The following is a 20,901-nucleotide window of genomic DNA, read 5'->3' as shown; positions in this document are numbered from 1 at the left end:
GCGGTGCGATAGTTAACCAGCGGATATCACGGCCAGATCTAAGCGCTGCGTCTGGTGGTGCCAGGCAGTTTCACAGCTGCACGCCGTTATTCAAGCTGAGTGGTTTACCCCAATGGGTGGGATATTTCCCTCAGCATCACTCAAAAGGAGGTAGCAAAGATGAAAAAACTGTTAGCAGCACTCACCTGCCTCGCCATGCTCCTGGCACTTGCCGTGCCGGTAGCGATGGCGGGCAAACCGGTCGCCGACAGAACCGCGCCGACCACCACCGCATCGCCCCTGGGGGGGACCTTCACCAGCGCCGTCACCGTGACCCTTTCGGTCAACGAGCCGGCAACCACCTACTACACGACCGACGGCACCACCCCGACCACCAGTTCGACCGTCTACAGTGCCCCCCTGACCATCAGCACCACCAAGACGCTGAAGTACTTCTCCAAGGACACCGCCGGGAACCTGGAGACCGTGAAGACCCAGACCTACACCATCGGCGCCCCTCCCTCCACCCACGCCACCCTGACCTGGACCGGCTACGGCATGTGCAGCACCTCCACCTGCCACTCCGGGCGCGCCAGCGCCGTGCACAGCTCCGTGCACTACCAGTGGAAGGGGGATGCATCCGAGATGACCACCGGGCCCTCGACCCAGGGCAAAATCGACGCCACCGACGGCTCCAGTTCCATGAACGCCTACTGCGTCAACATTGAGGGGACCTGGAATCCCTGCGCCGCCTGCCACGTTGGCGCCGGTGCCCGTCCCACCTCCACGCTTACCCCCAGCAACATCGACTGCCTTATCTGCCACAACGACACGGTTAACGCGCCCTACAGCCGCGTACGCAACGCGACCACCGGTCTGTTCGAGCCGGCTGCCGGTCTGGACATGAACCTTGTGGTGCAGAAGGCCAACATCAAGCCGGCCCGTAAGAACTGCCTGGGCGCCTGCCATGCGAAGGCCGGCGGCGGCGACGGCGTCAAGCGCGGGGACCTCGCTCTTGCCACTGTGACCTTCTCCAACCCGGCGGACGACGCCCACATGGCTACCGGCGGCGGCAACATGGCCTGCCAGTCCTGCCACACCTTCACCAGCCACAGGGTCATCGGCCGCGGTTCCGATCTCCGCCCGCAGGACAGCAGCACCGATCTCAACTGCTCCAGCACCACCTGCCACCCGACCAAGACCACCAGCACCGGCCACGTCAATGCTGACGTCTACCATCACGTCGGCCGCGTTGCTTGCCAGAGCTGCCACATCAAGACCTACGCACGCGGCTTCCAGACCGAGATGGACCGCGACTGGAGCGCCCCGGCCGTGTGGAATGCAACCCTCGGCCGTTATGAGCCCGAGCACGTCATGGCCGGCAATCAGGTACCCAAGTACGCCTTCTGGGACGGCACCTCCTGGGGCAGCAACGTCGGCGATGCCGCCGTGCTCGACCCGGCCACCGGTGCCTACAAGATCTCTCGTCCCAACGGTGCCATCAACGGCCCCGTCGGGACCAAGCTCTTCCCCTTCAAGTACAAGACCTCTCACCAGCCCATGGCCAACGGCAAGCTGATCGCGCTCAAGGTGGGCACCTTCTTCTCCACTGCCAACTATGACCAGGCGGTTAAGGACGGCATGGCCTACATGGGGCTGCCGACCACCACTCCCTACACCACCGTGCTGACCGATGAGTTCCAGGTCCTGAACCACCAGGTCGAGCCGGCTGGTTCGGTAATGGGTTGCGCCGGTTGCCACGAAAACACCACCGTCAACCTCAAGGGTATTGGGTACGCGCTGAAGGCACCCACCTCGGTGGTCTGCATCCAGTGCCACCGCGAGAAGACTCCTGGCGACTACACCAGGATCCACAGCCACTCCCTCAGCAAAGGGTTTGACTGCTCCTGGTGCCACACCTTCTCGCGTCCGGAGCGCGGTCTGACCATGCCCTGATGTAGCGACTTCCGACGATTTGGACATCTTGAAACACCATGGCGGGTGCCCCGGGGGCACCCGCCTCTTCGGGCTTCCACTTCCTTGCCGGAACTGCTTACAGCTTTCCGCCGCTAGTGCGACCCGTCTCTGAACCTGTTGGATTCGCAACCGGCGAACCGTCTCAAGGAGGGAATGATGTTACACTTCGCCACACGCCTCTTTCTGGTCATAGTCCTGGCCTCTGCCTTAAGCGCCGTTCCGTCGGCATCACGGGCCGCCGCCTCCGCTGGCTACGCCGTCGAGATAGCCGACGTGGGAAAAAGCAGTGATCTGGCCGCTCTGCTGAAGGAGAGGGGATACAGCACTGTGATTCCACCCAAGAACATGTGGGTGGCAGACCAGCAGAGTAACTGCGCCGTCTGGATCGGTAAGAACGTGCCGCTGGAGATGCTGCGCGCGGTGCTCCCCGAGGCGATGCGCTTCAACCCGTACCTGAAGTTCTTCTACGTGGTTGGGGACCGGGGAGAGAAGCCGCCCCAGGCGGTGGAGAACACCATTCACGTTGGTGGGAGCATCGAGGCGGCCCTGGAGAAGAAGCTCAACGTGATCGATCAGCAGGAGATGCTGGCCCAATTGGGCAAGGCCGCTTCGCTTGAGGAGCTGCACCGGTACCTGCACGAGAAGAACAGGCCCAAACCGGAGCAAAAGCCGGCATCCTAACGGGCGGCTCAGCACGACGTTGCATGCTCTGCACGGGTTAGACCGTGTTCCCTCTCCCTACGGGAGAGGGTGCCCGCAGGGCGGGTGAGGGGTGCTGATCGGGCGAGTGGCTGCAGATCGCGGCGCCCTCACCCCTGCCCCTCTCCCGGAGGCAGAGGGGGGGGACAAAGTAAAAACGGCCGCGTCCCGTGGGGGAGCGGCCGTTCAGAATACTCCGGCATTGGCCGGAAAGGCTAGGTGAAATCTCTCGCGTTGATCACCACGCCGCTGCGCGTACCGTGCATGCTGGCCCAGTACGCCTGGGCCACCTGCTGGGCGGGCATGCCGCCGGAGGTGTCCATCCCCAGCGCTTCCAGGGTTTCCTTCACCCAGGGAGGACTCACCACGTTGATCCTGATGCCGCGCGGCATTTCCAGCGCCGCGGCCCGCACGAACCCTTCCAGCCCCGCGTTGACCATGCTGATCGAGGTGCTCCCCGGCATGGGCTGATGGCTCAACACCCCGCTGGTGAGGGTGAAGGAGCCGTTGTCGTTGATGTAGTTCATCCCCACCCGGACCAGGTTTACCTGCCCCATGAGTTTCCCCGACAGCCCGGTCTGGAAGTCCTCGTCGGAGAGTTCCGCCAGGGGACCAAAGTGCGCCACGCCGGCTGCGCAGGCGAGGGCGTCGAACGGCCCTACCTCCTGGAACATCTTCTCGATGGACTGCTTGCTGGACATGTCGACCCGATGATCGCCGCTTCTGAAAGCGACCTTGACCACCTCGTGTTCGGTTGCCAAAAGCTTGGCCACTGCCTTGCCGATGGTCCCCGTCGCTCCTACCACTATGATCTTCATAAGCCTGTCCTCCCCTGTTGGCGCTGTGGCGTCCCCGGGCTCGACGGGCCAGGCCCGGCTAGAGGCCGAGGTACAGCGTGAAGTATATCTGATCTTCCCCCCCTTTGTTGAAGCCGTGGGCGTATCCCAGCGCCGGGGTCACCTTGACCCAGTATCCGAGCGTCACGTCGGCACGCAGCTCGAACCCGGCGCCGATACGGGTCTCGTCGCCGTGGAAGGACCTGCGGTCGTCCCAGACCTGGCCGGCGTCGACGAAGAGCGCGCCGTGGAGTTTCTCCGCGAAGGCCGGGACGGTACCGAAGCCGCGCAGCGGGTACATGATGGGAGCCCGGTACTCCAGGGTGCCGGTGGCTATGTACTTGCCGGCCATGGAGCGCACCGGGTAGCCGCGCAGGGGGAACTTGTTCAGGTCGGAGGGGGGACCGCCCATCTGGAAGGCCTCCTGTCCGTACTGCAGGTCGCCGTCGGCGAGGGCGCCGGAAAGGCGCAGGTAGAGCACCTGGTGCCGGGGCGACGCCAGGGGGAGGCGCAGGTACTCCTCGTAGGTGGCGCTGTACTCGGAGAGGTTGATGTCGCTCCCCAGGTCGCGCGCGTAGTAGCGGTAGAGGAGCGAGATGCGCCTCCCCTCCTCGGAACTGACGGAGTAGGGGTACTTGAGCACGTCGTCGAAGTCGATTCCGGCGAAGACGTTGTCGCGCCGCCCTTGGAAGACGGGGACGCCGTAAAGGGTGCCGTCGGGGCTCAGCGTGCTGAGCGCCTTCTGGTCCACGATCTCATAGCCTGCCAGCAGGCGGTAGTGGGACTCGAGCCGGTTGATCGGGATGGATGCCTGTACCGAGACGCCCCGGTTCAATTCCCAGTAGTCGTTGCCGTTCTGGTACAGGTCCGCATACAGGAACGGCTCGGCGTGGGCCTGCAGGGTCAGGGTCGGGTAGAAGGAGTCGTTGTTGTAGAGGAGGGTGTAGTAGCCCCTCTTGCGTTCGTTGCTGTAGGCCGCGCTGACCGCGTAGCTGTGGTAGCCCAGGACGTCGGCACCGGCGGTGAAGGCGCCCACCACGGTCCCCTCGGGGCCGTCGGCGTAGAGGCGCGGGAGCCAGAAGCGGGGCAGTAGGGTGGGGAGGGGGGTGTAGCTGGCGCTGCTTAAAACCTGGGAGGACTGGGAGTTCTGGGAAACCTGAACCGGCAAAGCCGAAGAAACAGCGGCAGTGGGGGCAGGGGAAACTGCCGAGACTGCCGGGGCTGCGGGGGCGCTGGCTGCGGGGGCTGCGGGGGCGGTGGCTGCCTGCAACGTGGCGGCGGGGAGGGCGCGGGTCTGGGGGAGGGAGGGACCACGCTGCTCGCGCCACTCGCTGCGGTCGATACGCATCTGGGCGATCTTAAAGCCGCGGGAGGTATAGCTGGCCAGCAGCAGGCGGCTCCCGTCGGGCGCGGGCTCGGGCTGCAGCGCGCCGGTCAAAAGGTGGCTCACCTGGTAGCTCTTGCCGTCGCGCAGGTCATAGGCGAAGACGTTGAACACGCCGGTTTCGTCGGAGACGTAGTAGATGACGGAAGCGTCGGCTGCCCAGGCGGGGTAGGCGAGGGTGTTGCCCACAGTGAACAGGGGACGGTCGGTCTTCTGCACCAGATCGTAGATCCTGAGAGTGCTGCTCCCGGCGTTGTCGGTGAGGACGTAACAGATGGCGCGACCATCGGGAGAGAAGCGTGGGCCGGAGACGCGCTCTTCGGAATAGGAGGTCAACGGCACCGGGACGGGGTTTCCTCCCGGCAGGTCGGCACCGAGCAGCACCAGGTTTTGACTGCCGCGACTGCTGGCTACGGCCACGAACGACTTGCCGTCCGGTGCTGCCTGGACCTCTCCCAGGCGCTCCCCTTTGGTGAGCCGCCTGGTGCAGTCACGCTCCAGGTCGTGCACGTAGAGATCCTGGTACAGGTCGAAACCGCGGGTGACCTCGGCCTGGGTGAAATAAATACTCCTGCCGTCGGGGGACCAGCTCAGGCTGCCGTCGGACAACTGGCGCCTGAACTCGGTTACCTTACGGCCGGAGGCATCGGTAACGACGACGGTGGTGTGGTCGCGCGGATCGCGCCTGGTGAAGGCGATGCGGATGCCGTCCGGCGAGAAGCGCGGCGACGCCAGGTTCTCGCCCTGGTCATAGACGGTGGTGAGCGGGGTGAACGGCTGCCGGGACAGGAGGGCGATGCGCGCCGACTGCTCGTCCCTGAGCGACGCAATCATGTCCCGGTACACCTCGCGGTAGCTCTTGCCCTGGAAGTTCTCCTTGGCGGGGCTGCTGATGGTGTAGGGGAAGCGTCCCGCATGCCCGAGGGCGAGCCTCCCGGCGACGTCGTTGCCGTACGTGTCGGCGATGTAGCGCTGCAGGCGGTAGCCGTAGATGTAGGGTAGATGCCCGGAGGGCCAGTCGGGCACGTCACCGTTGATCTGGTCCACCGTGGGGAGGTTGTCCTCGGCGACGGCGCTGCGGAAGATCATGTCGTAATAACTGCTCTTGCCGCGTCCCTGGCCGGTGTACTTGGTTTCCGCCCAGGTCGCCATCCCCTCGTGCCACCAGCGCGGCAGGAAGGTGTTGGGAGGCGCGGTGACCAGGAAGAGCACGACCGAGATGGGATCCATCCAGGGAAGGGGCTTGCCGAAGATAGTGCGGGTCACCTTGGAGTAGCCGCGTGCGGGATCGGCGGAAACGATATGCGCGAACTCGTGGGTGAACAGCGTCCTGAGCCAGTCGTCGTACTCCCCGAGCGTGGAGGAGACGCCGGGAGGGACCACCTGAAGGTAGATGGTGTTGTAGGGGATGGTGATGGCGAGGCCGTTGGTGAAGTCGCTGTCGTCGATCAGCACCACCTGGGTCTTTTCGGCCGGTCGCCACTGGAACTCCCGGGTCAGCTTGTCGTAGATATCTTCGGCCATCCCGGCGGCCCTGCCGGCCACCCCTTCCAGTCCCTGGTGGTAGTGGATTGAGAAGTGCCTGGTCTCAACGGTGGAGTACCGGAACGAGGTGTCGAACTTTGCTGCATGAGAGACGGATACCAGGCATAACAGCGCAACGACGGCAAGACATAACGATTTCATGCAGTTCCCTTCTAAAACGGTTGAGGTTGTCCGGCGGCGCAGATCGGCTATTCGAGCCCGACCAGTTCCCTTCCTTTGGGATATTCGATGACCAGGTCGTAGGAGACCTTCTTCTTCTCTGAGGGGCCAAGTTCCAGCTTCCACACCAGGGTCCCGTCTTCCTTGGTTTCCGAGGGTTTCGGGGCGGCGTCTTCCACGGCGACCTTGATCTCCGCGTTGCCCGGCAGCGGCTGCTGGTCCTTGAGGGACACCGTGATCGGTCGCTGCTTGAAGTTCTCCAGCTCGATGGTGACGTGGTAGGTGACGCTGCTGCCGCTGATGATGCCGCCTTTCTTCTTGACCCGTGCCACTTCGCGCTTCACTTTCACCTGGTCGTCGCTGCCGAAGTAAAGGTCGAACTCTTCGCCGGAAGCTACCGTCTTCAGATGGCTTTTGCCGACGAAGACGGCATCGTTGAAGATGCTCGCCTCGCCTGAGAGCAGCGGGAAGGGGGTGCGGTTGACCACGGTGGATTTGAGGTACACCCGCGGGGAGAGCTTGGGCACCGTGACGTACTCCGCGCTGACGGGAACGGTCTCGGCGGCGATGACGCTGGCGGCGCGGGTGCCGTCGGTGGGGACGTCGACCGGTTGCGCCACCTGGAACTGGACCGAGGTCGATCCCTGGGCGACCTCCGCAGGTACGAAGCCAGCGGGCTCCATGCGATCCTCGGCGGGGGCGCCGGCGACGGTCGCTTCGGGAGGCGGCGGCGCGGCCGGCGCCGCTGCGCCCAGTTCCATCTTGTTGCGCGAGAGGTACGGCATGGGGCGCGGGGGCTCGTAAAAGGAGATGCGCCACGGCGCCAGTTCGGGAGCGCCGCCGCCGGCCGCCGGGCTCGCCGTGGAGAGGGTGAGTTTCACCTGCGGCCAGTTCTCGCCGGTCTGCTGCCAGACCTGGGCGCGGTAGGTGAGAAGTGCCTCCTTGCCGTCGGGTGCCAGGCGCACGTCGTAGGCGGGGAGCCAACTGGCCTGGGCCACCAGGTAGCTGAGGTCGAGATCGAACTTCATGTCGCGCTCGGCCTCGATGGCTACCTGGACCGAGCGCACCTCCTTGAGGGGCTCGGCACGGTACTGCGCCAGCTCCTTCTTGAGTGCCGCGATCTGCTCCTGGAGCGGCTTCTTGGCGGCCTCGGCGTCGTAGAGCTCTTCCTCGATCTTACCGGTGTTGTCACCCACGAAACGGACCGCCTCGGAGAGTTCCGCAGCGGTAGGCTTGCCCAGCCCCAGTTCTTTCGAGATGCGTTCGCCCCAGCCGACCCGGATGGAATCAACGAAGGCGCGCTGGGCGGCGAGAGCCTTGCGCCGCGCCTCGATCGCTTCCACCTTCCGGTTCAGCCGGGCGATCTCGTCCTCGAGCTCGCGCACCCGCGGATCCTTGCTGCGGTCGAGGAAGACGTTCTTCACGGTGATGCCGGCGATACGGGCACGTCCGGCTCCCTTCCCCTCTGCCCTAAGCGATTCCTCGGCCATGAGCCGGGGCAGGTTTTCCAGCGTCACCAGGTTGGTTCCCGCCTTGAGGGCGACGCTCGCCTGGCGGGTGACCTGGGCGCTGTCGGCATAGACGGTCACCGCGGCGATCCGGGAGGACGCGGTCTGGGTGGTGGTCGGCGCCGCGAGGGCGAGGGCAGAGCTAAGGAGCAGCAACAGGGAGAGGGGGATCATCCTCATTTTCATAGTGAACCTCGGGTAGTTAAAGTCCCCCTTTGCGAAGGGGGATTTAGGGGGATTTGCTTTTGGTTGCGCAGCAGCAAAATCCCCCCTGTCCCCCCTTCGCAAAGGTGGGGACGCTTGAGCACGTGTGGCGTCATTTTTTCTTGGAGGCGTAACTGTAGTACTTCAGCTTGATGTTTTCCCACATCACCAGGCGCTCGCCCAGCATGGTCATGACCCGCACCTCGCCGTCCTGTGAGATCACGAAACCGAGACTGCCGGGGTTCTGGCAGCAATAGCGCATCATCGACCTGTGCCGGGTCCCGAAGTGGTTGTAACTGACCGGGCGCAGCTTGGCCTCGCTCCCCAGGCGGTCGGTGGCGATGAAGACCTGGTCCGGCTCCTGCCAGTTCTTGATCTCCACGCCGTAACCACGCACCACCAGGTTCGGGTCCATCACCACCAGCCCGTCCACCCGCGTCAACAGGGCGATGAACCAGATCACCCCGTCGATCTCGTTCTTGTTGGCCCGCAGTTCCTTCTCCAGGCGCCGCAACTGCTGGAACTGGTCCGCGGAAAGTTCCTTCGGCCGGGCGTCGCCGTGCCCGAGCAGGTGCCGTTCCAGGTAGTCGGACTTGATCTTGCTGACGGCGTTGGACTGCAGCGAGGTCGGCAGCCGGTCGTAGTTGATGCCGTACTTCACGTTGAGGTCGTCCGGGGTGATCTGCGGCGTAATAAGGATGGCCCCGCCGTTCTTGATCTTCTGGATCCTGAGCAGGATCCGGCACAGCACGGAGATCCACTGCTGGGCGTGCAGTTCGTCCCCGGCCCCCTGGGCCTGGTAGATGTCGTCGGGGATGTGGCTGCGCACCCCCTGGAGGAACCGGTCCATCCCCGGCGCCAACAGTTCGCGCACCGGCCCTTCGCGAAACAGGTCCAGCGAGTGGCGGATCACCTCGTTGACCCTCAGTTCCGCCACCTTCTCGTAGCGCATGTAGACGGCGATGATGCCGATCCCCTCGACGCTGGCCTGGAACACGCCCGGGCGCTCCACCTCGACCTCTGCCGAGCGGTTCAGGAACTTGTGGAAACGGTTCTGCTGGTCGACCAGTCCCCAGATGTAGAGCTGGTCCAGCTGGTCCGGCCAGATCACGAAGGAAGAGGTGCGCAGGTCGGTGGATTTGGCAATCTTCACCACGTTGGAGACGGTGAAGGGGATGGGGTCGGCGAAGGGGATGTAGCTCCAGCGGTCCCGCGCCGGGTTGCGCGGCGGCTTCGGGTCGGGCTGGCTCGGGTCGAGAAAGACCATGTGGAACAGTACCGGCTCCGACTCCTCGGTGCGGAGGCTGGAGTAGTACATGGTCTCCATGAGCTCGATGATGACCTGGTCGTCAGGCACAACCGCCTTGCGCTTGCGCAGTTCGGTGCAGACGAATTCGGCCAGGTGGCGCGGGGTCTTGTTCTTGATCGGCATGGCCGGCGGCAGCCCTCGTGTCGGTTTGGTTACTGGTTCGGGTACTGGGCGAGTTCCAACAGGATCCCTTCCGGCCCGTGGAAATAAATCAGCTTTTTCCCGGTCTTCTGCCAGACCTGCACCTCGCCGATGAACTGCACGCCGTGGCCGCGCAGCCGCGCCACCTCGGCGTCAATGTCGGTGACCGCGAAGGCCAGGTGGCGCATGCCGATGCGGTTGGCGATGCCGACGCCGGCGTCGGGGTCACCGCCGGCGTCGAACTGCAACAGTTCGATGGAAAGGTCGGAACCGGGGTGGTGCAGGGCGGTGAACCTGCCTCCCGCGCAGCGCACGCCGGTCAGCTTCTCGAGGAACCCGGTGTCGAGGGCGGAACTGATGCCGGGGGTAAAGCCGAGCAGCGCGAAAAAGGCGGTGGCCGCTTCCAGGTCGCGTACCACGATGTTGAGATGATCGATGCGAGATATCATGAGAGCCTTGTCGGCCGCCGCAGGGGCGACAGCCGGTGAGTGAACGGTTAATGAGGATAACAACCTTTCGACGTTGCGCAACGTTGTATCTTCGGCTGCTTACCTTTCGTTGCCGCCTGTCGCGGCGCTCACTTTCTATAGCGCGTCCGTGACGGCAAGTCAATGAGAATGGATTCAGCTCTTCAGTCGGTGCAAAAAGGCGCCGAACGGGAGTGTCAATAGGGTGGTCTCATACTTTCCCTGATGGGGCAAGTGCACGGAAAGATATGCCTTTCAGATTACTCTAGTATAATGGTGGGTAATGCAGTATTTTTTGTTGACTGTTTTGGTTAATTTACGTAAGGTTGCTAAAATCGCACAGCGTCGTGATGTATCTTGGATTGCCAGGGGGAGCAGCACCCATGAGGATTGACCAGAAGAAAATGCGGGAGCTCGTCGGCCGGACCTCCCCGTATTCCCCCGACGAACTGCGGCGGGAAGCCAACGTCTTCTACGTGGGGGGGGATCTCCCGGAGCGTCAGACCATAGAGACGCTGTACGACAGCCATTTCCAGAGCAACGCGGCGCTCTTTCACCTCACCTTTGGCGACGAGGAGCGCTTTGCCCGGGCCGAAAACCTCGCCCGGCTGATCAAGAAAAACTTCAACGCCTACCTGGTGGGGAGGGTCGACTTCTGTCCTTCGCAAAAGTTGGTGGAGCGCGCCTACGCCGCCGGGGTGGACATCCTCGACATCCCGCTGCATGCCTATGACCATGCCCGTTCCAGGGAGTGCGGCTGGCATCTCGAGGCGCGCCTGCGCTCGCTCGATAGCGCCCGGGCCGTCTTCCCGCGCTGGTCCGTGGTCTCCTCGCTCGATGCCGGCTGCGAGCCGGCCGGCGCCACCGTGGCCGGTATCGACGCGCTGCTGGAGCGCGACATCGTGCCGCTGGTGCAACTGACAGCGCAAGCCGCCGCTCTCCCGCCGGAGCAGCTCACCAAGGTTTTCAACCACCTGCAGCGGGGCTGGCAGCAGAAGAGGGCGCTCATCAAGCCGCTGCTGCCGCTCATTTTCCTGGTCTCCCCGTTTGCACCCGCATCTCCCAAGGGGATCCTGCGCGGCTTCATCGACAGCATCGAGGACCGCAGGCTCCTGGCCGGTTCCGATCTCCGGCGCTTGCTGCGCGTGAAAGAAGTGGCAGAATCTTACGAATCCTCCGGTCTCTAATTAGGGATCCGGTCATGAAATCGAGCAACGAGGGCACCCGTCAACCGATGGAATCAAAGCACTTCCTGGACAAACCGCTAAAAATCGACAACCGCCCCCTGTGGCTCATCGTGCTGGACCGTACCGCGCGCTACCAGGTGATGGCCGCCGTCGCCCTGGTGATCGGCTTCCTGATCCGCCTGGCCCCGCCCGAGGGGCTCTCCGTCGAGGGGTACCGCTCGCTGGTGCTCTTCGGGGCGACGGTGTTCTTCTGGATATCCGGACTCCTTCCCATCGCGGTGACCGCGCTGCTCTCCATGGTGATGCTGCCCCTCCTGGGCATCATGGACGCCAAGAAGACCTACTCCATGTTCGGCAACGAGTCTGTCTTCTTCATCCTGGGCGCCTTCATCCTCGCCGCCGCCTTAACCGGTACCGGCATCTCCGCCCGCCTCGCGCGCGCCATGCTGGCAAAGTTCGGCAGAACGCCCACCCGGCTCGCCCTGACGGTGTTCCTGCTCTCCGCGTTCCTCTCCTTCATCATGAGCGAGCACGCCGTGGCCGCTATGCTCTTCCCGGTGGTGACCGAACTGGCGACCGCCCTGCAACTGGAGAAGGGGAAGAGCAACTTCGGGCGCCTGCTGTTCATGTCCATGGCCTGGGGATGCATCATCGGCGGCATCGCCACCTTCCTGGGCGGGGCGCGCGCGCCGCTGGCGGCCGGACTGCTCAAAGAGGCGACCGGACTTCATTTCTCCTTCATCGAGTGGTCCACGGCGGCCTGCATGATCGTGCTGCCGCTCCTGGTGCTGGGGTTTGCCATACTGCTCAGGTTCTTCCCGCCCGACCTGGACGACGTTGACGTGGGACTCAAGTTTCTCAACGGCAAACGCCTGGAAATGGGGAAGATCAGTTACGACGAGATCCTGACCGCGCTGGTCATGGTGGTCACCGTCGCCTGCTGGATGTTCCTGGGCGAGAAGACCGGGCTCGCCGCCATCGCCATCCTGGGGGCGGCCGCTCTGTTCACCTTCAAGGTGATCTCCTGGCAGATGATCGAGGAGTACGTCAACTGGGGCATAATCCTCATGTACGGCGGCACCATCGCGCTTGCCTCGGCCCTGGAGAAGACCGGCGCGGCGGTGTGGGTGGTGAAAAAAGGGATGGGCGACCACGCGCACTCACCGCTGGCCGTGATCGCCGTCATCTCGCTGGTGGCCATCCTGGTCACCGAGTGCATCAGCCATGCGGCGGTGGTGGCGATCCTGATGCCGGTCGGGATGGGTTTGTGCCAGACCACGGGGATGGACCCCAAGGTGATGACGCTGTCCATTGCGCTGCCGGCGGGCCTTGCCTACTGCCTCCCCATGGGGACCCCGGCCACCGCCATCGCCTACGCCTCCGGGTACCTCAAAAGCCGCGACATCATCGTGGCAGGCGCCGTGGTCATGGCCATCTCGTGGCTGCTGTTCATGGGATCCGTTCTGTTCATCTGGCCCGTGCTCGGGCTGAAGATATAAGAGGAAAAGCATGATATCCAAGAAGACGAAGTACGGCCTGAAGGCCCTGATATACCTGGCACAGAAGTACGACCAGGGGCCGATCCTGATCGCGGACCTGGCCCGGGACGAGAAGATCCCCAAGAAGTTCCTGGAGAACATCCTGCTCACCCTGAAGAACAGCGGCATCCTGCAGAGCCGCAAGGGGAGGGGCGGGGGGTATTACCTGGGACGGCCGCCCCAGAAGGTCACCTTCGGGCAGGCGATCCGGATCATGGAAGGGCCGCTGGCGCCGGTCCCCTGCGTCAGCGAGATGGCCTACGCCAGGTGCACCGAGTGCGGCAACGAGGCGACCTGCGGCATCCGGCTGGTCATGAAGGACGTGCGCGACGAGATGGCGCGCATCCTGGACGGCACTACACTCGCGGACGTCTTGATGAAGGTGGACGAAGCGGGAGCGCGCCAGGAGGACGTGCTGGATTTCTGCATCTGATCAATCTTTCGTGCCCGCGCACCCCGTGATTACCACACCACATCCCCCCTCAAAAGCTCCCCTTGACACTATCTTAAATATATTTAATATCTACGGATCGTCTCAAATGTCTAGCCGGACGGAGATTTTGCCGTGGGAACCCGACTGACGGCACGCATAGCTGTTTCCAGTGCGAAATCCACTCTTTCACAGCGAGGCTTCACTCTCGTCGAGGTCCTTGTGGCGATGTTGATCGTCACTATCAGCGCTCTCGCGATACTGCCGCTGTTTTGGAACAGCCTAGACGAGAACAGTGCGGTGCACCTGAGAAGCAAGGCCAAAGAGGTCGCCGTGCAAAAGGTCGAGGAGCTTGCTTCTCTACCCCCGGACGCCGTGGAACATTACCTCGGAAGCGGCACGACTTACACCAGTTCCATCGAGTACGTGACAGCGGACGGGGCGGTGACCGATGACAAGTCGGCCCAGTTTCAGAGGACGTTCAACATCTCCCAGGTGCCGGACCTCGTGGTCTATCCCAAGCCGGTCATCTTCACCTGCGTGGTGCGTTACCCGTACAGAGGCAAGATCAGGTCCTGCTCCTTCTGCACCATGGGAACCTTCTGATGACGGCCGGACGAGGACCGATGGCGGGATTCACCCTAGTCGAGCTCATAGTCTCCGTGCTGATCTTCACCGCTGTCTCCACGGCGATGTATGCGACCTTCAGCGCGGTGACGAGTCAGGTCAACCGGGTGAGCGTCGACAACAGCCTCGCCGAGAAGGGGCAACGGGTACTTTCCTACCTGGAGGAGGACATGCGGATGATCGGGTTCCTGCTCGGGCCGGACGCCCAGATACCTTACTGCCCGGGCGCCGACAACGGAAACGGCGCGGCTTTGCCCTCCAAATCACCGACCCTCTCTCACACCAGCGGCAATCCGTATGACACCTTGACGTTTCTCACCTCGAGACCCGTTGAGATCTCCGACTCGGCCTCCTGCCGGCAGCTCTTCACGCCCGGGGGGAGCGAGGCGCAGAAGGACTGTTCCTCCGGTGATCCTTCCGGTCACAACAACGACCGGATAGACTATTACCTCGCCACTCGGTGCCAATCCCACACTGGAGGGGCTTCCGTAACGGTGAGCGCCCCGGACTCCTGCTACCGCGGGATCGCCCTGGGCCCGACTCCGGCCGAAAACGGCCGTTCCCTGGTAACCTTCGATTCCCTCAGGATGTCGGGCTCCGACGTCGCGGGGAGCGCTTCGCAACTCTACTATTCGCTCGCCTCGGCGGGCACGACTCTCACCTTCAGGGAACCGATCCAGCAGGACATCCCCGACGGGTCCACCGTGTACGCGGTGCGCATGTACCGATATGCGGTGGTCGGCCGATCCTTCAGGCGCATCGGCTGGGACAGTGGGTGCGACTGCGGGCCGGACGTCAGCGCCGACCTGATACCAGCCAGCGACTCGGGTGGCGCCAGCGGCGGGGTGGACGGAGTCAGATTCGAGTTCTCCGTCCTCGACCCGGTTTCCAACACCATGGTGACCGGGCCACTCCCGGCTTCCCTTTCGGAGGTGAGGACCGTCTCCGCATGGCTGCTGCTGCGCGCGGACAAGCCGGACGCGGGCTACACCGATGACAGGATCTACACCCTTGGCACGAAAGACGGGCGGATCACCCTGGGGCCGTACCGCGACCACTACCGGCGCGTGCTGCTACACAAGACCGTGGAGGTGAAGAATCTTGCCTCTATCAATTAAAGGACCGCTGTCCGGCGAACGGGGCATCGTCCTCGTCACCGCGCTCATGATCACCCTGCTTCTGACCCTGGTGGTAATCGCCCTGTCTTTCAGGGTCGGCCTTTTCTCGATAGGGACCAGGGGACGCATGGTGAAGAGCCAAAGTGTCTACACGGCCCAGATCGGCCTGAACCAGGCGCGATACTTCCTGCTGGCCAAGGACTGCGTTCCTCCCCATTGGGAGGCGTGCATGGCTGGGGTTAACACCGATCAGTTCACGGACATATCGTACGACATCAAGTCCGTGTTCTCGAAATCCATGCCCGAAATCGTCGTCGCGGGAGAAAGGTACAAGCTGGACCTGCGCGGTAGCGTGAGCCACAACGGCACTGACAATTACAGTTACAAGGTCCTGGCCAAGACAACGAACATCCCTACCGTCCTGAACGTTGTGGTCGTCTCGGAGAAGCAGGGGGGCTCGAAGACCGTCGTCGATGCCGGCCTCATCTTCACCAAACCCGTCGGCGGCGACTACAAGCAACTGGGGCAGGGAGGGACACGCGAAGGGCTTTCAGGAGAAACTCTCGGTGCTGACGCCGGCCAGGTCCGCGCCAGATTCTAGGATGAGACATGAACCGTCTTCCCTACACGACACTCGGCGCTCCGGTCTTGATGCTCCTGCTGCTTCTTCTCGCCTGCGCCGGCGACGCCTTTGGGACCACGCGCAGCTTCGGGGCAGGCTCTTACATCCTTGCCTCCGATTCATGCTGGCAGCCGAACAACGATACCGCCACCGTCACGCGGGCGAACTACTGCGACCCGAACAAGAACGACAAGTCGCTGTTCCAGATGTTCGGGATGCTCTACGCACTGCTGGACACGGGACAGCGGTCGGGCCAGTGCGTGAACAACGATGGATCGGCGCCCCTGCAGAAGATGCTTTTCGGTTACTGCAAGCAGATCAGGGTCTACTGGATCATTGACGACGGGAAAAAGGACCCGAACGCCCCGGACCTCAAGCTGACGGATAACTCCGCCACCGCCGCGAGCCCCATGGTCACCATCTACAACAGCACCAGGGAGGGTACGGTCGCGCCGATCAGCAACTACGTCACCAAGGCCGATTCGGGCGCCGCCACCTCCATCTCTTACGCCGGCGGACCTTTCGTCATCGACGTCAACGACCTGACCGCGGCGGAGTTCGAGATCGTCAGGGCCAAGTTCCCCTCTGTGAAGCTGCACCGGGCCAACATCCCCTTCACCGGCAACGTGGACAAGGTCCTGATCGGCAAGCCTCCCAAGATCGCCGTCCTCAACGAAGGGGCCAGCGAGGTGTTGGACAGCTACATCAGGGCCGCAGGAGCGTCAGCCTGGACCAAGGCGATGTTCCAGCACGTAGGAGCCAGGGACATCCTGGCCGGGTGCCTGGACGATCCAGTCCCCTCCTCCTGCACGGCGCGGCAGCCCGACATCACGGCCCCCTTCCAACTGCTCTGGGCGCCTCACTGGCTGGTCTCCGACAACTGGGAGGGGGGGCGGCCCACCGTCGCCGAGCAGCAGGCGGTGATCCGGAAAATAAGGAACTTCCTGGAGCGCGGCAACTCCGGGCTCTTCGAGTGCGCCTCGATAGAGAGCATGGAGGGGTCGGCAAGCGGCGGCGTCAGTGTCGGCAGCGCGGGAGGGTTCACCATAGGCGCGGACGTCGCCCTTCCCAGGATCGAGACCAACGGCGGCTGTTCCGACGGCTCGAAGTGCTCCGCCGGCTACTTCAAGTACGAACTTCCCTCCTTCTGGCTGACCCAGTGCGGCGGGTGGAGCTTCAAGGCCACCGGCGGCCATGTGCACAACTTCCGTCCCAGCCTGGTCAAGTCCTACCATTACCTCAGCACCGAGCTCGCCGACGATCCCGGCACCACGGCGGACGAGCGCTATGTAGGGGGCCAACTCACCCGGTTCATCCACGACGACGCGAACAAGCTCAGCGGGGCGTACGACGCCGGCAAGGGGAGCGCGGCGAACTACTTCCTTTACGATTACCTGGTGGGGGGGCGCATCAACGGGTCGCCCACCCAGGGGTACGTCGTGTACCTGCCGGGGCACTCCTTCATAAACTGCAGCAGCGACGGGGATTCCGGCTTTCCGCCCTGGCGGACGCTGCAGTTCCAGTTCAACTCGTACCTGCCGGCGGGAAGCCCCATTTACCTCGAAGTCGTCCACAGCGGCTGCACCCAGGGGCTCACCTGCCCCAAGGTCTCCTACGATCCGGCGACGGGAACCGGGACCCGGGCCAAAAACGGCAGCCTCGAACTGAGCGCCGAGTTCGCCACCTTCGACCCCGCCTCCAACCGCCTCACCGGCGTGACCTGCGCGAGCGTCAATCCCAACGCCACCGACGACGTGCGCATCACCGATTTCTTCGTCACCTTCGATGGCGACCTCGGCAGGGTGAAACTCTCGAACATCGCGGACCTGACCGTTCCCGACCGGCAGAGCCTCTGCACCCCCAACCAGACCAGCAGCCTCTCGCCCGTCGTCGCGGCGCGCTGTTCGACCACCACACCCGCGAGTTCCTTGACCCTCACCTTCCAGGGCAACGTCACCGCCGGCGGTAACAAGACCGTTTCCGTCACCGTGCCTTTCGTGAGCAGCCAGGTAAGCGCGAGCTACGACATCGCGTTGCAGACCGGAACCGTCGCCTCCTCGGGAAACCTCACCCTGGACCTGCGCTCCGCGGTCTACGACGGGAAGGCGAACACGCTGAGCGGCATCATCTTGAAGCGCGGCGGCTCCTGCGCCAACGTGACGCTGACCGACATCCAGGTCGTCTTCCCCGGCAGCGGCACGCTGACCGCGGTTTACAACGACACCACCTCGGAGACGGTATGCACACCGAACCACTCGTCCCCCGCGACCTGCAGCGGCGTCATCCCTCCCGCCCCCCCCGCCGGCTGGAGCTACCTGCTCGGCAAGGGGATCTGCTCCTACTATGTCAGCCCCTATCTAAGTTCCTGTTCCATCAACTGGGGCAGCTCCAACACCTGCGGCATCAAGTACGTTCTCAACACCATCCTGGCGCTCAAGTACCAGCTCGGCTCCAGCAGCGAATACACGAAGACGCAGCCGATCGTGCAGGATAACATCCTCTACCGGGCGAGCTACGATTACCCGGGCTACCGGGGGCATCTCAGGATGGTCAAGGTCCCCACGGATTCCCGGGAGGAGGCGGTGACCGTCTGGGACGCGGCTGGCGCGATGCCTCCCGCCGGCGCCACCGGCTTCCCCGCTGCCCCGCTCGGCGCCACCGACACCACGTCACCGCGCTACATCTTCACCAACCTGCCAGGCTCGGCCACCCGCGTCCTCTTCGACCCGGACTCCTTCGCGAGGCTGGACTCCTCAACCAAGGCGATTTTGAAGGCCCAGCTCGGCGCGGGGTCGGACACGGAGGCCGCGATAACCATCAACACGGTCAGGGGGCGCACCGGCGCCTCCAGCGGCGGCACCTCCAGCTGTTCCGGCGCCACCGGTTGCGGTGAGGACCCAAAGAGGTTATGGGCCATCGAGAATTCCACTCCGGCGCTGAAGGTGAAGTCGAAGTACGTCGAGGCGACCGCCCCGGCCGTTACCTCCGCCGCCATCGCGGCCGGGAAGGACCGCCGCGACCGGGTCGTCTTCGCCGGCGCCGACGACGGCATGCTGCACGCCTTCTGGGCTGGGAGCTTCGACCCGGAAACTGGAGGCTATCCGGACACCAAAGCGGGCAACGGCTCGGGGAAGGAGATCTGGGCCTTTTTGCCATCCACCATGCTGGCGCAGCTGAAAAACCAGTCCTACGCCGACCCCGCCAACCAATCCTCCTTCGAGCCCAAGGTTGCCGTCGACGGTTCGCCCGCGCTCAGTGATTTCTTGATCTGCACCAGGGCCGGCTCCACGACGGGGAGTTGCGGCAAATGGGAGTGGAAGACGCGGCTCGTCGGGACGGCGATGGTGCGCTCCCAAAACCGGGGCATCGTCTTCGCGCTCGATGTGACCGATCCCTACGCGCCCCAACTCCTGTGGGAGAACACCTACGACGTCGCCGGAGACAAGAGCTGCTCCGACAGTTCCAGGAACTGCAACATGGGAACCTCGAAAGGGGTCGCCATCGGTTCCGTACAGGTGGGAAAGGAGATCAGGAACTTCGTCTTTCTCACTTCCAGCTGGATAGACAGGAAGAAGCCCGCCTCCAGCAATCCCGGCGAGACCCTCTACAAGGTTTGCGCGCCCGACGATTCTTCCGGCGCCTGCGCGTATGGCCTGAGCGCCTACGCGCTGGACCTCGATACCGGCAACGTGGTCTGGGAGCGCTCGCTCGCCTACACCGGCGATGCAGCGGGGATCAACGAGACCCCCGCCGTCCCCGCTCTGATGGATCGCGACAACAACGGCTCCTATGACTATCTGGTGTTCGGGGACATGCAGGGGAGGGTTTGGGCGCTGCGCACCACAGATGGGAAGGCGATCCAGCCCGTTTGGGAGCTGAGCAACCAGAACGGGGTGGCCACCGGCGCCAAGGAACCCATCGGCGCCCCGGTCTCGGTCTACCGGGACTACATCGTGCTCGCCTCGGGCGGGGCCGACTTCCCCTCCAACGGCAGCCCGACCGACGCCACTGTGAACAGGATCGAGATCATAAAGATCGGAGCGACGGAAACCGTCGCTGTGCAGAAGGTGGCTCTGGCAGGTTATGACGGCGCTTCCGGCAAGGGGAAGGAGAAGGTCTGGGCCAAGCCGGCGATAACCGGCGACCTGAAGGTTTATGTCGCCACGGCCCGGAGTTATTTCAACAGCCAGACCGTGTCGACGCTGCAAAGCGACGGCAGGATAGTCGTCATCGACCTGAAGGTGCAGCCCGACGGGGCGCAAGGGATCAACAACGTGATGTTCATAGGAGGGGGAGGGTACTGGCAGTCGGGAGGGTACGTGGGCGGTTTCGACTTTGACCGCAAGCACGCCTATATCACGCCGCTCAAGGCGTCCGAAGAGGGAAGCATCCTGCAGATCGGATCGAAGACGGACTTCAGCGCCTCCAAGAACAAGTCCAACAACTACAAAGTCCTGTGGTGGAGAAAGATGTGAGAAGCGAGCGCGGTCTGAGCCTGGTAGAGCTGGTAGTGGTTCTTGGGATCATGGCGACCCTTATGACCTTGTCGATGGGGCCCTTTATAGAGTGGTACCAAGGCGCGAAACTCGAGGAGAGGGCGTCGACCCTGCAGAACACGTTCAAGTGGGCGCAGACCAGGGCGGTCACCGGGGGGCAGGTCGACCTGGTGAACGGAAAGCTGGTCGCGAAACGGCTCTACCTGGCGGTCAACACCTCGACAAGGAGGTACCGTGTGGTCGAGTGGCTGGACGCCGATGCGGACAAGCTGAAAGAGCCTTCGGAATTCGCGCTGCTCGAGGATGGGACCCTCGGCGGAGCGTGGTATGGCGCGGCCCCGTCCGTGACGAGGGAGGTAAGAAACGAAAGCAGCTCGGTGCCGCAGACCACCTTCTCCGAGAACGCCTGTCCCGCCGCGACGGACGCCCCTCTGCTGGCCGGCTTTCAATGCGCACGCCTCGATGACAAGGGGTTTCTCACCGAGGATAGCGGCAGCGCCGACGTGTACATCACCAACGGCGCCAAGAGCTGCGCCGTTTCCATCAACCCCGCGGGGGTTCCCTTCTTGTACCGCTGGAGCGACGGCGGCTGGCAACTGGTCCGATAGCCCGGCGGTTCTCCCATCGGCGGCACTTTACTTTTACAGTCTCTTCGCCGTATAGTGCCTCACATTT

General features: G+C 63.6%; 15 protein-coding genes. 10 read left to right on the top strand and 5 right to left on the bottom strand.

Annotated elements, in window-relative coordinates; all coding sequences use genetic code 11:
* The first annotated feature begins 159 nt into the window (after nucleotides 1-159).
* Complete coding sequence (locus H7687_RS10800; protein WP_183347145.1) at nucleotides 160-1,935, top strand: chitobiase/beta-hexosaminidase C-terminal domain-containing protein; 1,776 nt, start codon at nucleotides 160-162, stop codon at nucleotides 1,933-1,935.
* A gap of 177 nt (nucleotides 1,936-2,112) precedes the next feature.
* Entirely contained in the window at nucleotides 2,113-2,637 is a 525-nt protein-coding gene (locus H7687_RS10795) for a hypothetical protein (RefSeq protein ID WP_183347143.1), read from the top strand.
* A 233-nt stretch (nucleotides 2,638-2,870) separates the two neighbouring features.
* Here H7687_RS10795 and H7687_RS10790 read toward each other — a convergent pair whose 3' ends face one another.
* The 5 genes from H7687_RS10790 to H7687_RS10770 form a co-directional block, all read right to left on the bottom strand.
* Nucleotides 2,871-3,473 carry a short chain dehydrogenase gene (locus H7687_RS10790; RefSeq protein ID WP_183347141.1) on the bottom strand — a complete coding sequence of 201 codons (603 nt, stop codon included), beginning with the start codon at nucleotides 3,471-3,473 and terminating at the stop codon, nucleotides 2,871-2,873.
* Between the two features lie 58 nt (nucleotides 3,474-3,531).
* Complete coding sequence (locus tag H7687_RS10785) at nucleotides 3,532-6,561, bottom strand: BamA/TamA family outer membrane protein (RefSeq protein WP_183347139.1); 3,030 nt, start codon at nucleotides 6,559-6,561, stop codon at nucleotides 3,532-3,534.
* Between the two features lie 47 nt (nucleotides 6,562-6,608).
* The gene (locus H7687_RS10780; RefSeq protein WP_183347137.1) at nucleotides 6,609-8,273 is read right to left on the bottom strand and encodes a mucoidy inhibitor MuiA family protein; all 1,665 of its coding nucleotides are present in this window, start codon (nucleotides 8,271-8,273) and stop codon (nucleotides 6,609-6,611) included.
* Between the two features lie 130 nt (nucleotides 8,274-8,403).
* On the bottom strand, nucleotides 8,404-9,723 hold the full coding sequence (locus H7687_RS10775) for a putative sensor domain DACNV-containing protein (protein WP_183347134.1): 1,320 nt from the start codon (nucleotides 9,721-9,723) through the stop codon (nucleotides 8,404-8,406).
* A gap of 29 nt (nucleotides 9,724-9,752) precedes the next feature.
* On the bottom strand, nucleotides 9,753-10,190 hold the full coding sequence (locus tag H7687_RS10770) for a VOC family protein (protein WP_183347132.1): 438 nt from the start codon (nucleotides 10,188-10,190) through the stop codon (nucleotides 9,753-9,755).
* Between the two features lie 401 nt (nucleotides 10,191-10,591).
* Between H7687_RS10770 and H7687_RS10765 the strand changes: the two genes are divergently transcribed.
* From H7687_RS10765 to H7687_RS10730, 8 genes are all read left to right on the top strand, one after another.
* Complete coding sequence (locus H7687_RS10765) at nucleotides 10,592-11,395, top strand: hypothetical protein (RefSeq protein ID WP_183347130.1); 804 nt, start codon at nucleotides 10,592-10,594, stop codon at nucleotides 11,393-11,395.
* A gap of 47 nt (nucleotides 11,396-11,442) precedes the next feature.
* Entirely contained in the window at nucleotides 11,443-12,894 is a 1,452-nt protein-coding gene (locus H7687_RS10760; RefSeq protein WP_183347128.1) for an SLC13 family permease, read from the top strand.
* A 10-nt stretch (nucleotides 12,895-12,904) separates the two neighbouring features.
* Entirely contained in the window at nucleotides 12,905-13,366 is a 462-nt protein-coding gene (locus H7687_RS10755) for an RrF2 family transcriptional regulator (protein WP_183347121.1), read from the top strand.
* 132 nt (nucleotides 13,367-13,498) lie between these two features.
* Complete coding sequence (locus tag H7687_RS10750; protein ID WP_281376696.1) at nucleotides 13,499-13,969, top strand: type IV pilus modification PilV family protein; 471 nt, start codon at nucleotides 13,499-13,501, stop codon at nucleotides 13,967-13,969.
* Between the two features lie 20 nt (nucleotides 13,970-13,989).
* Nucleotides 13,990-15,108, top strand: coding sequence for a prepilin-type N-terminal cleavage/methylation domain-containing protein (locus tag H7687_RS10745; RefSeq protein WP_183347119.1), 1,119 nt, complete (start codon nucleotides 13,990-13,992; stop codon nucleotides 15,106-15,108).
* Entirely contained in the window at nucleotides 15,092-15,709 is a 618-nt protein-coding gene (locus H7687_RS10740; protein ID WP_183347118.1) for a pilus assembly PilX N-terminal domain-containing protein, read from the top strand. The genes H7687_RS10745 and H7687_RS10740 overlap by 17 nt, the downstream gene beginning before the upstream one ends.
* Nucleotides 15,710-15,717: 8 nt before the next feature.
* Entirely contained in the window at nucleotides 15,718-20,205 is a 4,488-nt protein-coding gene (locus H7687_RS10735; protein ID WP_183347117.1) for a PilC/PilY family type IV pilus protein, read from the top strand.
* Nucleotides 20,202-20,834: a prepilin-type N-terminal cleavage/methylation domain-containing protein gene (locus H7687_RS10730; protein WP_183347116.1), complete on the top strand. Its 633-nt coding sequence runs from the start codon at nucleotides 20,202-20,204 to the stop codon at nucleotides 20,832-20,834. The genes H7687_RS10735 and H7687_RS10730 overlap by 4 nt, the downstream gene beginning before the upstream one ends.
* Nucleotides 20,835-20,901 lie beyond the last annotated feature (67 nt).

It is taken from the genome of Geomonas paludis (genome assembly GCF_014193585.1).
Taxonomy (GTDB): domain Bacteria; phylum Desulfobacterota; class Desulfuromonadia; order Geobacterales; family Geobacteraceae; genus Geomonas; species Geomonas paludis.
The sequence above is the reverse complement of the archived record's forward strand: the minus strand, read 5'-3'. Positions and strand labels throughout refer to the sequence as shown.

Bases quoted from the DNA above. Each gene is read 5' to 3' on its own strand.
- H7687_RS10800 (WP_183347145.1), top strand. From the start codon at position 160: ATGAAAAAACTGTTAGCAGCACTCACCTGCCTCGCCATGCTCCTGGCA.
- H7687_RS10795 (WP_183347143.1), top strand. From the start codon at position 2,113: ATGTTACACTTCGCCACACGCCTCTTTCTGGTCATAGTCCTGGCCTCT.
- H7687_RS10790 (WP_183347141.1), bottom strand. From the start codon at position 3,473: ATGAAGATCATAGTGGTAGGAGCGACGGGGACCATCGGCAAGGCAGTG.
- H7687_RS10785 (WP_183347139.1), bottom strand. From the start codon at position 6,561: ATGAAATCGTTATGTCTTGCCGTCGTTGCGCTGTTATGCCTGGTATCC.
- H7687_RS10780 (WP_183347137.1), bottom strand. From the start codon at position 8,273: ATGAAAATGAGGATGATCCCCCTCTCCCTGTTGCTGCTCCTTAGCTCT.
- H7687_RS10775 (WP_183347134.1), bottom strand. From the start codon at position 9,723: ATGCCGATCAAGAACAAGACCCCGCGCCACCTGGCCGAATTCGTCTGC.
- H7687_RS10770 (WP_183347132.1), bottom strand. From the start codon at position 10,190: ATGATATCTCGCATCGATCATCTCAACATCGTGGTACGCGACCTGGAA.
- H7687_RS10765 (WP_183347130.1), top strand. From the start codon at position 10,592: ATGAGGATTGACCAGAAGAAAATGCGGGAGCTCGTCGGCCGGACCTCC.
- H7687_RS10760 (WP_183347128.1), top strand. From the start codon at position 11,443: ATGGAATCAAAGCACTTCCTGGACAAACCGCTAAAAATCGACAACCGC.
- H7687_RS10755 (WP_183347121.1), top strand. From the start codon at position 12,905: ATGATATCCAAGAAGACGAAGTACGGCCTGAAGGCCCTGATATACCTG.
- H7687_RS10745 (WP_183347119.1), top strand. From the start codon at position 13,990: ATGGCGGGATTCACCCTAGTCGAGCTCATAGTCTCCGTGCTGATCTTC.
- H7687_RS10735 (WP_183347117.1), top strand. From the start codon at position 15,718: ATGAACCGTCTTCCCTACACGACACTCGGCGCTCCGGTCTTGATGCTC.